Below are 14,076 nucleotides of genomic sequence, written 5' to 3'. Positions count from 1 at the left end.
TCCCGTTAGTTACGTTGAATAATAGTCATTAATTCTTTAGCTGATTTGGCATGAACCATCTTTTCAATATTGTCCATATCAGAACATGTAATCGCGATACCAGATAAAATTTCTAAATGGGTGCCGTCTTTTCCGGCAATTCCAAAAATCAAACGAACTTTCTCACCATCAAAATCAACGCCTTCTGGCACTTGAATCACTGTAAAACCGGATCTTAAAACGTTCTTTTTCGCTTCTTCCGTACCGTGCGGAATCGCCACGTCATTTCCCATATAAGTAGAAGTCATATTGTCGCGCTCAATCATCGCTTCAACGTAGTTTTCTTCTACATATCCGCCTTTTACTAACACACTTCCTGCAAATCGAATTGCTTCTTCCTTAGAAGAAAAGTGCTGATTCAAGAAAACGTTTTCTTCTTTTAATAAACCATCATTACTATCTGTATTATTTTCTGCAGATACTTTTTTTTCTTCTTCCGCTTTAGAAGTAGTATGATCATTTTTTAGTTGATCAATTAGTTTGTCATATTCCGGACTAGATAGAAAATTATCAACCGAGATATGATACGCATCTGGAACTTTATTTTGAGCTCTTGGCGTCAGCTCTTTCTGTGTAATAACGATTTGAGCCTCACTTGGAATATTGCTGATGGCTGTATTCGTTACCGAAATATTTAAATTTGCTTGTTTAACTTTCTTGCGAAGAAGAGAGGCGCCCATCGCACTCGATCCCATACCTGCGTCACAGGCAAAAACAATTTTCTGAACGCTTGCTGGTACTTCTCCTTGCTGTTTTGTAAAGCTTCCTGCTACAGAGCTCTTCTTGCCTTTCATCTCTTGCATTTTGCGAGCTGCTTCATCCAAATCTTCTGTTTGCTTGCCCGTTTTTAAAATTAACGAACCTACAATAAACGATACGATGGCTGCAACGAGAACACCGGAGATATTTGCAACATAGCTGCCTGCATTACCTGGTGTAGCAGCTAAAATAGCCAAAATACTTCCTGGTGAAGCAACCGCTTGTAAGCCTCCGCCTAAAAGAACAAATGTAAATACGCCGCTCATTCCGCCTAAAATAGCCGCAATGATTAGAAGCGGACGCATTAAAACGTAAGGGAAGTAAATTTCGTGAATTCCGCCAATAAAATGAATGATGGCCGCTCCCGGCGCTGACTGTTTTGCTGTTCCTTTTCCAAAGAAGCAATACGCTAACAGAATTCCTAACCCCGGACCAGGGTTTGTTTCTAATAACAATAGAATGGACTGTCCATTTGTTCGAATTTGTTCTGCTCCGATCGGAGATAAGATACCGTGATTAATAGCATTGTTTAAGAATAAAATTTTAGCTGGTTCAATTAGAATACTTGTAAGTGGAAGAAGGCCATGTGCAACCATCCAATCTACACCCACTACAAGCGCGCCTGTAAATCCGTCCACGGCTGGACTAACTCCTAAAAAGGCTAGAATTGCTAGAATTCCTCCAAGAATACCTGCTGAGAAATTATTAATTAACATCTCAAATCCTGTTTTGACTTTACCTTCAATAAACTGATCAAACTTCTTGATGATATAACCGCCAAGCGGCCCCATAATCATAGCGCCTAGAAACATCGGAATATCAGACCCAACGATGACGCCCATGGTGGCGATAGCACCTACAACGCCTCCTCGCTGATCGTGGACAAGCTTTCCTCCTGTGTAGCCGATTAGCAACGGAAGCAAATACTTGACCATTGGATCCACTAGTTTGGCAAGGTTTTCATTTGGAAAAAAGCCTGTTGGAATAAATAAAGCAGTAATAAGTCCCCATGCAATAAATGCTCCGATATTTGGCATAACCATTGAACTTAGAAAGTTCCCAAACTTTTGTACAGCTACTTTTATATTAGATTGAGCCATTTGCTCTCTTCCTTTCTCTACGTGATGATACTTTAATCGTAAGAGATTAAACGCTTTCATTCAATAAATAGGAAAACTAACTTTGTCGTACCACAGACAGACAAAGCTTTTAATTACATAAAAAAGCAGCTGAACTTTAAAAGTTCAGCTGCTTTCTAACTTAATATTTATCTAATTCACTTACAGGAGATTGAATAATAACCGGATTTTTCTCTGGATTTAACCATTTTAAAATAGAGACAACTTGTTCTTTAGAAGTAGCCGTACATCCTGCGGTATAATTTGTTCCTACATGGAAGAAGATTGCACTTCCCTTTCCTGGCGTTCTAGATTCGTTATAATTAATGACAAACCCATAGTCGTAAGCCGGGATGTCCATGTTCTCAGCGCTCGTCCAGCGGCCATTAGCCGGCTTTTGCTGCCACGTATTATATAGAGAGCTTTTTGAATCGTCTACCCACACATCATTTGCTGTAATCTTTCGATATGGAAGCTTAGTTCCAGGGTTTGCATAGCGTCCGAATGCTGTGCCAATTGTATATTTCCCTGTCGGAGATTCCATATCTCCTTCTTTTTTCGATAAAGCGAATCCTTTTTGTCCAAGTACACCGTTCGCAGTTAAAACTTGCTTCCATTTCCCATCAACTTTTTCAAACGTTTGAATTTTAGCAGACTTCGTATCGTAGTTATCTGCTGTAACCAAGATGACTTGCTGAGCGTTACCTAACGTTTTAAAAGAATCCACTACGAGCTTTGGAGACGCTGTAGCTGAAGCCTGTACATAGTCACTGCTTACATAGCCTGTGCGGCCGTTATAGTTAATCTTGTACCAGCTTCCGCTTTTGCTCACCACAGACAGCTTCTGGCCTTTTGTCACACTTCCTATGGATGCATAATTGGTGCCCGCTCCGCTTCTTACGTTCAGCATGCTTGCCGTTACTGTGTACGTTGTGCTTTCTGCTGGTAGAGTTGTTGTTCCTGATGCTTGTACATAATCGCTGCTTACGTAGCCCATGCGGCCGTTATAGTTAATTTTGTACCAGCTTCCGCTTTTGCTCACCACAGACAGCTTCTGGCCTTTTGTCACGCTTCCTATGGATGCATAATTGGTGCCTGCTCCGCTTCTTACATTCAGCATGCTTGCCGTTACTGTGTACGTTGTGCTTTCTGCTGGTGGAGTTGTTGTTCCTGATGCTTGTACATAATCGCTGCTTACGTAGCCCATGCGGCCGTTATAGTTAATTTTGTACCAGCTTCCGCTTTTGCTCATCACAGATAGCGCTTGACCTTTCACTACGCTGCCGATAATCCCGTAAGTCGTTCCCGCTCCGCTTCTCACATTTAGCTTGCTTGCCGTCACTTTATATGTAACCGTCGCTGCATATGCCTTTTCTTGATTTCCCCCGATTGAGCCAAAGCCAGGCGTTACAGCCGTTGCAAGTGTAGCTGTTAACGCCATCCCCACCATTAATTTTTTCAACTGCTTTCCCTCCATTTATCTCTTATAAAATTCTACTATTTTCTATTCTTAATTCATTATCTTACCATATTCCAAAAGAAGGGAAAGGGTCAATAGATGCTTTTCACACGGCCTATAAAAAAAGACAGACCTCTTTGATAGGTCTGCCTCTTTCACTATTATCCTAAATCAACGTTGTGATATACTTGCTGCACATCTTCTAGGTCCTCTAATGCATCAATCATTTTTTCAAACTGAGCTTGTGCATCTTCAGGAAGAGTTACATCATTTTGAGCAAGCATCGTTTGCTCAGCTACTGTAAATTCCGTAATACCAGCATCGTTGAACGCTTTTTGTACCGCATGGAATTGATCCGGATCAGCATAAACAATTACAGAATCTTCTTCCTCTAAAATGTCACGCACGTCTACATCTGCTTCCATTAACAGTTCTAGCGTCTCTTCTTCATCCTTACCTTCTACACCAATAACAGCTGTTGGATCAAACATGTACGCTACTGATCCGCTTACTCCCATATTACCGCCGTTTTTACCAAAGGCAGCACGCACGTCTGAAGCTGTTCTGTTTACGTTATTCGTAAGAGCATCTACGATAACCATTGAGCCATTTGGTCCAAAACCTTCGTAACGAAGATTATCGTAATTTTCTTCTGATCCGCCTTTTGCTTTTTCAATCGCACGGTCAATAATTGCTTTTGGCACATTGTATGTTTTCGCGCGTTCTAATACAACTTTTAACGCTTGGTTTGATTCTGGATCTGGCTCGCCTTGTTTCGCAGCCACATAAATCTCACGGCCAAACTTGGCATATATACGACTTGTATTAGCATCTTTTGACGCTTTCTTTTCTTTAATATTGTTCCACTTACGGCCCATATTGTTTCACTCTCTTTCAAAATTGAATCTAATAAAATAAATAGGCAATGATATATCCGTCTTTATTATACATCAATTCCCTCTTATCTTTCGAGTTTAATACCTAAAAAAGACAAGCAATCTTTTGGTATATTTCATTAACTAAATAAATGAGAAAACCATTTGATAACCGGCTGAATGATTTTTGTATATACATTTTTAAGCGGTTTGTATATACATCTCATCCAAATCCACCGTAAAGGATAGTAGATCATATGAATTACGATCCGCTTAACTCCTTTCCAGAAACAGAGGAATATACGCTGACAAAATGAAACCACAGGAATAACAATTTCATTGTAAAATGGCAGCACAACATATTTCCAGAAAAGATAACAAGGATAACAAACTAGATACAACACAGGGTATAAAACATACTTCCATATAAATCTAGTTATAGGCAAAAAACATCGTTTCCAAACGAAGAGAATAAAAGGATAGATGAGGACACTCCATAGCCAAGAAATAGGATAAACGAACAAGAAACGTATAATGTATCTCCAAATGAAATCAATGACAGGTTGAATAATTCTTGTTCCTATCCATATGAGGGGCTTAGCGATAAAATATATCCATAGCTTACACAAAATTTGAAATACAAAATAAAAGGGAAAATACAAGACAAAAAAGATGCCTCGCAACACGTACTTTATACTTTGAGCCAATCCACTAATGCTTTCCACCTCCTTTTTAATAGCTGAGGTTCGTTCCTTTACCTATTTCATTATATAAAATAAATGGAGCAAGCAAATATATTTTTTAGCTCAATGAAACTTCTAGCATAAACGGTGTTTGTTCTCTTTCTCAGACATACAAAAACACCCTTCTATAATAGAAGGGTGTCTAGAACCTTATTATTCTACAGTAACTGATTTAGCTAAGTTACGTGGTTTATCTACATCGCAATCGCGGTGCAGTGCAGCGTAGTAAGAGATTAATTGTAAAGGAATAACCGCTGCTAGTGGTGAAAGTGTTTCATGAACTTTCGGAATCACGTAGCGATCTTCTTCTGTTTCTAATCCCTTCATTGAAATGATACAAGGATTAGCTCCACGTGCTACTACTTCTTTTACGTTACCACGGATGCTTAAGTTTACATGCTCTTGTGTTGCTAATGCAATAATTGGCGTATTGTTTTCAATTAAAGCGATTGTTCCGTGCTTAAGCTCTCCTCCAGCAAATCCTTCTGCTTGGATGTAAGAGATTTCTTTTAGTTTTAACGCACCTTCTAAGCCTACATAATAATCAACAGAACGTCCAATAAAGAATGCGTTGCGAGTTGTTGCTAAGAATTGAAGAGCAATGCTTTCCATTTCTTCTTTGTCGTCGCAAAGTACTTCCATTGTGTTTGCTACGATTGCTAACTCTTGAACTAAATCAAATTCTAATTCAATGCCGCGTGTTTTTGCTGTTACAGCCGCTAGAATTGATAGCACTGCTAATTGAGCTGTATAAGCTTTTGTTGATGCTACAGCAATTTCCGGACCTGCATGAAGTAATAACGTATAATCAGATTCACGAGATAATGTTGATCCCGGAACGTTTGTGATTGTTAACGCTTTGTAACCTAGTTCTTTAATTTGAACTAATACTGCACGGCTGTCAGCTGTTTCTCCACTTTGAGAAATAAAGATAAACAATGGCTTTTCAGATAAAAGCGGCATGTTGTAAGAGAATTCACTTGCTACGTGCACTTCTACTGGAACCTTCGCCCACGTTTCAATGAATTGTTTACCTACTAGGCCTGCATGATAGCTTGTTCCACATGCTACGATATAGATGCGGTCTGCTTCATCCATTGCTTCTAAAATGTCTGCATCAATGTGCAGTTCATTGTTCTCATTTTGATACTCTTGAATGATTTTACGAACAACTAAAGGCTGCTCGTCAATTTCTTTTAACATATAGTGAGGGTACGTACCTTTTTCAATATCACTTGCATCAAGCTCTGCTGTATAAGGGGCTCTTTCTACCACTTCACCATCAAGCGTTTTAATTGTTACGCCTTCTTTTGTAACAATTACTGTTTCTTTATCCATTAATTCTACGTACTGATCTGTTACTTGAAGCATTGCCATAGCATCACTCGCTACAACGTTAAATCCTTCACCAACACCTACAAGAAGCGGGCTTTTGTTTTTAGCTACATAGATTGTATTTTTATCTTCGTTATCAACAAGAGCTAGTGCATAAGAACCATGAAGCAAGCTTACTGTCTTACGGAACGCTTCTTCTACATCTAAGCCTTCTGCTGCGATTTTTTCAATTAACTGAACGATTACTTCTGTATCCGTTTCGCTTTTGAACGTTACATCTTGTAAATATTCACGTTTCAAAATAGCATAGTTTTCAATTACACCGTTATGCACAAGTGTGAAGCGTCCAGATGTACTTTGATGCGGGTGAGCATTTTCTTGGCTTGGTACACCATGAGTTGCCCAACGCGTATGACCGATACCTGCTGGTGCTACAACACTGTTATCTACTGCCTGACGCAATTCTGCAATACGGCCTTTTTCTTTGAATACGTGTACGCCTTCATTGTTAACAACTGCAATACCCGCTGAGTCATAGCCACGATATTCTAACTTTTCAAGACCACGTAATAAAATTTCTTTCGAATCTTCTGTTCCAATATATCCTACAATTCCGCACATAGATAAAATCCTCCTTCATGTATGAAAAGAGAGTCTCTTTTCATCATCAATGATTATCATCTCAATGCTTTTGTCCAATAAGTCACCTCATTGTTTTTCACATCAAGTTTTCGGCCGTGATAATCAACAACCGGGAGGCATCCGCCGATACTTCGATAAACCTCCTCCTCGTCAACTAAGTCGTTTCCGTCCCTTTACTTAGTTCAGGCGCTTTGTATTCACTTTTAAACTAGATTGTTCACTCCTTTACATAAATTAAGAGACGAACAGATTTAATATTACAATAAGAAGTGAGAAAACGTCAATTATCTTCTTTACTATCTGTAAAAACAGCCTTTAGCATTAGATAATTTCCAAGAATTTTTCTCAACAATATAAAAATATGCATAAGCAGCTTGAAACGTCACCGCTTATGCATATAATTAATGAATTACTCTAAGCCCATTTCTTCTTTTACTACTTCTACGATACGCGTTACATAAGTTTCACATTCTTCTTGTGTTTGTGCTTCAACCATCACACGTACTAACGGCTCTGTTCCTGAAGGGCGTACAAGTACTCGGCCATTACCGTTCATTTCTTTTTCCACTTCTTCAATAACTACTTTTACCTTCTCGTTATCTGTAACATGATGCTTATCTGTTACTTTTACATTTACAAGAAGCTGAGGATATTTCTTCATTTCAGCTGCTAATTCTGATAAAGGCTTTTTCGTTGCTTGCATAATGTTTACAAGCTGAATAGCTGAAAGCATACCGTCACCTGTTGTGTTGTAATCTAAGAAAATAATATGACCTGACTGTTCTCCACCTAGGTTATATTGATTAGCTTTCATTTCTTCTACTACATAACGGTCTCCTACACCAGTTTGTGCACTTTCAATCCCACTAGCTTCTAGTGCTTTATAGAAGCCTAAGTTACTCATAACGGTAGAAACAAGCGTGTTTTTCTTTAAACGTCCTTGTTCATATAAGTATTTTGCACAAATGAACATAATTTGATCACCGTCTACAATCTCGCCTTTTTCGTCGATTGCGATTAAACGATCTCCGTCTCCATCAAATGCTAATCCAACATCCGCTCCTTTTTCTTTTAAGAAGGCACTTAATGCTTCCGGATGTGTAGATCCTACACCGTCATTGATGTTTAATCCGTTTGGAGATGCCCCCATTGTAGAGATATCTGCATCTAGATCTGCAAATAAATGTGCTGCTAACGATGACGTTGCCCCGTGCGCACAGTCTAATGCCACATGAATACCTGAGAAGTCTTCATCAACCGTTTGTTTTAAGTATTGAAGATATTTTTGTCCACCTTCGAAATAGTCATTTACCTGACCTAAGTCTCCCCCAACAGGTCTTGGTAATTGATCTGTTTCACTATCCATTAACGCTTCAATTTCATTCTCTTGGGCATCTGAAAGTTTAAATCCATCTGGACCAAAGAATTTAATTCCGTTATCTTGAACTGGGTTATGCGAAGCAGAAATCATGACTCCTGCTTGTGCGCCAAGTGCTTTTGTTAAATACGCTACCCCTGGAGTTGAAATAACACCTAGTCGCATAACTTCTGCTCCAATTGAAAGCAATCCTGCAACAAGCGCTCCTTCTAACATATGACCAGAAACGCGTGTATCGCGTCCGATTAATACTTTTGGTCGCTCTGAATCTTTTGTTAGAACGTAACCACCTAAGCGTCCAATTTTAAAAGCAAGCTCAGGAGTTAATTCACTATTGGCAACTCCTCGTACTCCGTCTGTTCCAAAATACTTACCCATTAATTTTCTCTCCTTCATGTCAAAACATTTAGTTTCCTGATGTATTATCTGTCTGTCCATCTACGGGTGTAGAATTTTCATCACTTTGATTATTACTACTGTCGTCACCAGTTTCTGTACTATCTGTTGGTGTATCTGTATTGTCTTCAGGTGTATCAGTCTCTTCGCTTGGTTTATCAGCTGAATCACCTGAATCACCTGAATTTCCCGTCCCAGGATTTGTTCCTGATCCAGTTCCCGTGTCTGGCTTTGTTTCTTTATCGCTCGTGCTTCCACTTGTTTCTTTATCTGTTTGCTCATCATTTGTCCCTGATTGTTTTTTCGCTGTTACACGAACTTTTGCCTGTTTAGTCGATAGAGTTGATGTAACGGAGTCGGGACTATTTATTATAATAGGAACCGTGTGCTCCCCGGCAGATAAATTCTCTACATTCGCTGACAAGCTAATGCCGCTTTTCGTCAACTTATCTAAATCAGATTTTGGTCCTTTTACATCCGCATCTACTGAAGTAGGAGAAAGCAGTTCATACGTGTACTTTGAGGATTGACCAGTTAAAGAAACCGGTAAATTCTTAAATGACTTAGTCTCAGCTACACTTGCATCCGTTTCTTCTGCGTCTTTCTCATCACCTTGTTTGTCTACTTCGACATGAACGGTAATTTGTTTAGGACTTACACTATCTATTCCGTCTGGAACAGGGACATTCACCTTAATATCTTTAGATTTCGTAATACCGGTAACATCGACTGGAATATTATCAATTTTATCGATTTTTTCTAAAGAATCAGATGGACCGATAATTTTTACTGTATCTGTTTTAGGCTCTAGCTTCGTAATGTTGACACCGTCGCCTGGCGTGCCTTCTTGAATCACATCGACCGGCACTTTTTTACTAATATTTCTCACTGGGATTGTTACATTGACCGTTTCTGGTTGAACTGTTACGTTCAATTTATTTAAATTCTTGTCTAGTGCGACAACAGTTGCTTGTTTCGTCACTGTTTTTGAAGCATTATCTAAATCAATAATAGCTTTTACATAAGCAACTTGAGCCAATTGACTTGATGCGCCCGTTACCGTGACGGCTCTTGGACTAACGGTTGCTTCCCCTGCTTCATATCCATTCTTGACCTTGTTTTTATCATAGCTTGCCTCTACTGAAAACTGTTTTGAATCGCGTTCTTCAATTGTTACATTTACAATATCAGGCTTAACCACTACGTTTAAATTATCAGAGATATTTCGATACTGAACCTTGACTCTATGCTGCCCTAAGCTTAAATTATCAAGGTCAATATAAGCTTGATAATCTTTTTGTAGCTTTGTTTGAGCCAAAATATTTTTAGGACCTTCCAGTGTCATAATAACCGTATCCGGAACACCTCTTACAATTCTGTTCTTCTCATTATAGGATACTTGAACCGGAACATCTGTTAATGTTTCTACTCCAGTGTTGGCAGAACTGCTTCGGTTCAGAATCTTATTTGATGAACTGGCACCATCATCTAAATTAACAGATAAATATAACATGAAGGCTAACAGCAACGCGATAATTTTCATAACCCACGATCGATTCATCAATTTATCCATTCTTCTTCAACCTCCATTGCCAACGAGTGGAAGAAGTTGCTTTAGAAGTTGTGACTAATTCTTTTTCTAGCATTTCTCTCAATGTATCAATTGTCAATTCACGATACAATTCACCATTTTTGGTAACGGAAATGCCTCCAGTTTCTTCAGATACAATGACAGTCACACTATCTGTTACTTCACTTATTCCTACAGCAGCACGATGGCGAGTACCTAATTCTTTTGAAATAAAAGGACTTTCAGATAAAGGTAAGTAACATGCTGCAGCGGCTACTTGATCCCGCTGTAAAATAACCGCTCCATCATGAAGTGGTGTATTTGGTATAAATAAGTTGATTAATAATTCAGAAGAAATATTAGAGTTGAGCGGTATACCTGTTTCAATATAATCACCCATACCCGTCTCTCTTTCGATTGAGATCAATGCACCTATGCGTCTTTTAGCCATATAATGCGTTGCTTTTATAATCGCCTCAATCGTAACGGTACGTTCATCTTCTTCAGGCAAATTACTGCGTGAAAACAAACGTCCTCTCCCAAGTTGTTCAAGCGCTCGGCGCAGCTCTGGCTGGAAGATAATAATGATAGCTAAAAACCCATACGTTAACGCTTGGTCCATTAACCATTGCAGCGTATTTAGTCCAAGGAAGTTACTTATAAAGCGAACAACTAAAATCACCGTGATCCCTTTTAAAAGCTGTACTGCTTTTGTACCTCTTATGACCATAATTAATTTATATATGACGAACCATACCAGGAGAACATCAACAATTTTTCCTAAATATGAGAGGATTGGCAGGTCTCCAATAGGCATCTTCTCACTTCCTCTATATATGTAATAAAGATAACATAACCGTTTTATTATACCATAAAACAAAATTACACTGTAAATTACATCTTATTTTTAAATCCTTGTTCCTATATAATGTAGCCTTCTTTTTATATAAATAAAACCGTCCACTGTTCCTCTCTAACAAGATAAGCGGACGGTTTTATGTTTCAACTATTAAAAGTCAACAGCTTGTTTGGCATGAGTTTTGACGTTATACCATACCCAGTCAAAAATCTTGTCTAACTCTTCAATATTGCCTGTCACTTCTCCTGCAGAAGCTAGATACTTATCACCATGTATAACAGTAACGTTTCCATCTACTTTTCCTTCAATTTTAATATCGCCATTTCTCACAGTAATATCACCTTTGACGGTCTCACCTTTTGGTACAACGACTGTTTTATCGTGAATGACCAAGTTCGGCTGCTTTGAAACAGAAAAGTCTTCATCCGTTTCCCAAGCTGAAAACACGGTGCCGGACATTAACAGCACAAATACAGCAGCTGCACTAAGAATCGGGTGGTTTGTAAACCATCTATTCATTCGAATTCGATTCTTCTCACGTGGTAACCCAGCCATAACACCTGCTGTAAAGTTCATAGGTAATTCTATATGAGAAGTGCTTTGCACAAATGCAATGGTTCTTTTTAACTGATGCATATGCTGCTGACAACCTTTACATTGATGCAAATGCTCTTTTAATAACAGTTCATTTTCTTTTGTAATATCTCCATCTAAATGCTCATGAATGAGATTTACATACATTTTTGGACATTTCATTCTTAGTTCACTCCTTACAAGTGGCGAAGTCGATTTCTTAAAGCTTCACGTCCTCTGTGAATTCTAGTCTTTACCGTACCAAGAGGCAGGTCTAAAATATCGCTGATTTCTTTTAAAGACAGCTCATCTATATATTTTAGGACAATGACAGTTCGATATTTCTCAGGTAGCTTTAATATTTCCGACTGAATGAATTCTTGCAATTCTACTTGCTCTAGTTCTTCCTCTGGTAAGGCCTGATCGGCAGCTATTTGAGAGTACATATTTAACCCGTCGGTCCCGGCTACTTCTGCATCTAAATAATAGTCTGGCTTTTTTTTACGAATTCGATCAATACAAAGATTTGTAGCAATTCGATATAACCAGGTGGAAAACTTTTTACTCGTGTCATAGCTATGAATATTTACATAGGCTCGAATAAACGCTTCTTGGGCAGCGTCTTGCGCTTCTTCCCGGTTTCCTAACATTCGATAACATAGGTGAAAAAGTTTATCCTTGTGATATTCTACTATGTCAGCAAACGCATCCTGGTCACCTTTTTTTACTTTTTTTATTTTTCTTTTTAATAATAAATCCATGTAACGGTTACCTCCGCCCATTGCGGGATAGTATATATACGTGTACTTTATCATAAAGTTTCACTTATGCTTAATTATTTTAACAAAAATTTGTCAAATACGTTTAAAAAGATCATACGTAGGTTATGTAATTAGTATAGATGAAAATAAGAGGAGTGGAAAGCTTGACTCATACAAAAGAGAACCTTTTGAATCGAATTGAAGAATGCAGAAATAACATGGTCACTCTTGCAGCAGAAAACCCTTTATCATCACTAACAGTAGTGAGAGTCAGTTCAGAGCTAGATGGTTTATTAAATGAATATGAAAAGTTTTTCTCTATATAAAGAAGCTCTCGAATCCGAACTAAGAGCTTCTTTTTTTTTATGTTGATATATATTTCATGTACCTTTTGGTAGGTACTAATGTTTTATACTAATTTCTCTCCTAAAAGTGAGCCCATTAATGCAACAGCTACTGTAGCGGTTTTATTCCGTTCATCTAAAATAGGATTCACTTCCACAAACTCAGCAGAAGTGATTAGCTGAGATTCTGCTAACATCTCCATAGCTAAATGACTTTCTCTGTAGCTTATTCCACCGATGACCGGCGTTCCTACTCCAGGTGCATCATGTGGATCCAATCCATCTAAATCGAGTGATAGATGAACGCCATCTGTTTTTTCACGCAAATATAAAATTGTTTCTTCCATTACTTTTGTCATACCCATTCGATCTATCTCATGCATCGTATACACTTTAATCCCTTTTTCCTTTATTAACTCTTTTTCTCCTTCATCTAAAGAACGTGCTCCGATAATCACAATATTTTCAGGCTTGACTTTAGGTGTATAACCGCCAATTCGAGTCAATGCGTCGTCTCCTATACCTATACTTGCCGCCAATGGCATACCGTGAATATTTCCTGAAGGAGACGTATCTGCTGTATTCAAATCTCCGTGTGCATCATACCAAATCACGCCCAAGTTTTTATAATGACGACTTACTCCTGCTAGTGTTCCGATAGCGATGCTGTGATCTCCCCCTAGCACTAAAGGAAACCTTTTATTTGTAATAACATCACTTACGGTCTGAGCAAGCCTCTCGCTAGCATCTGCTACAGCTTTTAAATTCTTTAAGTTTGTATTTTCATCACTATGTACTCGTTCAGCTAAGGCAATTTCAATATTCCCTTTATCTTCTACACTATATCCAATATTCTCGATGCGTTCAATAACCCCTGCATATCGTATCGCACTTGGCCCCATATCGACCCCTCGGCGAGTTTGACCTAAATCCATTGGTACTCCAATAATTGAAAGCTTATTCATAATATGTCCCCCCATCACAAATGTTGCTACTCTCCTATTGTAACGGCTAAATGAGCGATGGCTCAACTCGACACTTTTTTGAATATATATACAATTCTAATTTGTAAAAACTACACAAAAAAACCTTTAAGCAAATTGCTTAAAGGTTGTACGTTTATATGTATGGTGGAGCCTAGCGGGATCGAACCGCTGACCTCCTGCGTGCAAGGCAGGCGCTCTCCCAGCTGAGCTAAGGCCCCAATATCTTTTTTTATATAGAA

Annotated in this window: 11 protein-coding genes and 1 tRNA gene; 1 reads left to right on the top strand and 11 read right to left on the bottom strand. The window is 38.6% G+C overall.

The features are described 5' to 3' along the window. Positions 1 to 5: 5 nt before the first annotated feature. The 9 genes from OK414_RS00795 to sigW all read right to left on the bottom strand — a co-directional run bounded on the left by OK414_RS00795 (position 6) and on the right by sigW (position 12,507). Positions 6 to 1,898 (bottom strand): PTS mannitol transporter subunit IICBA, encoded by a 1,893-nt coding sequence (locus tag OK414_RS00795; RefSeq protein ID WP_034654888.1) that lies wholly within the window; start codon positions 1,896 to 1,898, stop codon positions 6 to 8. 160 nt (positions 1,899 to 2,058) lie between these two features. Further along, positions 2,059 to 3,378: an SH3 domain-containing protein gene (locus tag OK414_RS00790; RefSeq protein WP_230586595.1), complete on the bottom strand. Its 1,320-nt coding sequence runs from the start codon at positions 3,376 to 3,378 to the stop codon at positions 2,059 to 2,061. Between the two features lie 158 nt (positions 3,379 to 3,536). Further along, positions 3,537 to 4,253, bottom strand: a complete 717-nt coding sequence (locus OK414_RS00785) for a YebC/PmpR family DNA-binding transcriptional regulator (protein WP_013054976.1) — start codon at positions 4,251 to 4,253, stop codon at positions 3,537 to 3,539. Between the two features lie 893 nt (positions 4,254 to 5,146). Continuing rightward, positions 5,147 to 6,949 (bottom strand): glutamine--fructose-6-phosphate transaminase (isomerizing), encoded by a 1,803-nt coding sequence (gene glmS, locus OK414_RS00780; RefSeq protein ID WP_016762733.1) that lies wholly within the window; start codon positions 6,947 to 6,949, stop codon positions 5,147 to 5,149. A 430-nt stretch (positions 6,950 to 7,379) separates the two neighbouring features. Then, positions 7,380 to 8,726 (bottom strand): phosphoglucosamine mutase, encoded by a 1,347-nt coding sequence (glmM, locus tag OK414_RS00775; RefSeq protein ID WP_025753441.1) that lies wholly within the window; start codon positions 8,724 to 8,726, stop codon positions 7,380 to 7,382. Positions 8,727 to 8,754: 28 nt separating this feature from the next. Beyond that, positions 8,755 to 10,317 carry a YbbR-like domain-containing protein gene (locus tag OK414_RS00770; protein WP_034654893.1) on the bottom strand — a complete coding sequence of 521 codons (1,563 nt, stop codon included), beginning with the start codon at positions 10,315 to 10,317 and terminating at the stop codon, positions 8,755 to 8,757. Beyond that, entirely contained in the window at positions 10,310 to 11,131 is an 822-nt protein-coding gene (gene cdaA, locus OK414_RS00765) for a diadenylate cyclase CdaA (protein WP_013054971.1), read from the bottom strand. Before cdaA ends, OK414_RS00770 begins: the two co-directional genes overlap by 8 nt. 192 nt (positions 11,132 to 11,323) lie before the next feature. After that, entirely contained in the window at positions 11,324 to 11,929 is a 606-nt protein-coding gene (locus OK414_RS00760) for an anti-sigma factor family protein (RefSeq protein WP_013081391.1), read from the bottom strand. Between the two features lie 14 nt (positions 11,930 to 11,943). Beyond that, on the bottom strand, positions 11,944 to 12,507 hold the full coding sequence (gene sigW, locus OK414_RS00755) for an RNA polymerase sigma factor SigW (RefSeq protein WP_013054969.1): 564 nt from the start codon (positions 12,505 to 12,507) through the stop codon (positions 11,944 to 11,946). A gap of 164 nt (positions 12,508 to 12,671) precedes the next feature. Here sigW and OK414_RS00750 point away from each other — a divergent pair, with 164 nt between their 5' ends. Continuing rightward, on the top strand, positions 12,672 to 12,833 hold the full coding sequence (locus OK414_RS00750; protein WP_013081390.1) for an aspartyl-phosphate phosphatase Spo0E family protein: 162 nt from the start codon (positions 12,672 to 12,674) through the stop codon (positions 12,831 to 12,833). Between the two features lie 83 nt (positions 12,834 to 12,916). On the opposite strand, the gene rocF is transcribed toward OK414_RS00750, so the two are convergent. Then, complete coding sequence (gene rocF / locus OK414_RS00745; protein ID WP_034654894.1) at positions 12,917 to 13,816, bottom strand: arginase; 900 nt, start codon at positions 13,814 to 13,816, stop codon at positions 12,917 to 12,919. Positions 13,817 to 13,979: 163 nt separating this feature from the next. Next, positions 13,980 to 14,055 (bottom strand) — tRNA-Ala (locus OK414_RS00740). Positions 14,056 to 14,076 lie beyond the last annotated feature (21 nt).

Source organism: Priestia sp. JV24, assembly GCF_025910025.1.
Taxonomy (GTDB): domain Bacteria; phylum Bacillota; class Bacilli; order Bacillales; family Bacillaceae_H; genus Priestia; species Priestia megaterium.
This window is presented reverse-complemented; position numbering and strand designations above follow the sequence as displayed.

Bases quoted from the DNA above. Each gene is read 5' to 3' on its own strand.
- OK414_RS00795 (WP_034654888.1), bottom strand. From the start codon at position 1,898: ATGGCTCAATCTAATATAAAAGTAGCTGTACAAAAGTTTGGGAACTTT.
- OK414_RS00785 (WP_013054976.1), bottom strand. From the start codon at position 4,253: ATGGGCCGTAAGTGGAACAATATTAAAGAAAAGAAAGCGTCAAAAGAT.
- glmS (WP_016762733.1), bottom strand. From the start codon at position 6,949: ATGTGCGGAATTGTAGGATATATTGGAACAGAAGATTCGAAAGAAATT.
- glmM (WP_025753441.1), bottom strand. From the start codon at position 8,726: ATGGGTAAGTATTTTGGAACAGACGGAGTACGAGGAGTTGCCAATAGT.
- OK414_RS00770 (WP_034654893.1), bottom strand. From the start codon at position 10,317: ATGGATAAATTGATGAATCGATCGTGGGTTATGAAAATTATCGCGTTG.
- cdaA (WP_013054971.1), bottom strand. From the start codon at position 11,131: ATGCCTATTGGAGACCTGCCAATCCTCTCATATTTAGGAAAAATTGTT.
- OK414_RS00760 (WP_013081391.1), bottom strand. From the start codon at position 11,929: ATGAAATGTCCAAAAATGTATGTAAATCTCATTCATGAGCATTTAGAT.
- sigW (WP_013054969.1), bottom strand. From the start codon at position 12,507: ATGGATTTATTATTAAAAAGAAAAATAAAAAAAGTAAAAAAAGGTGAC.
- rocF (WP_034654894.1), bottom strand. From the start codon at position 13,816: ATGAATAAGCTTTCAATTATTGGAGTACCAATGGATTTAGGTCAAACT.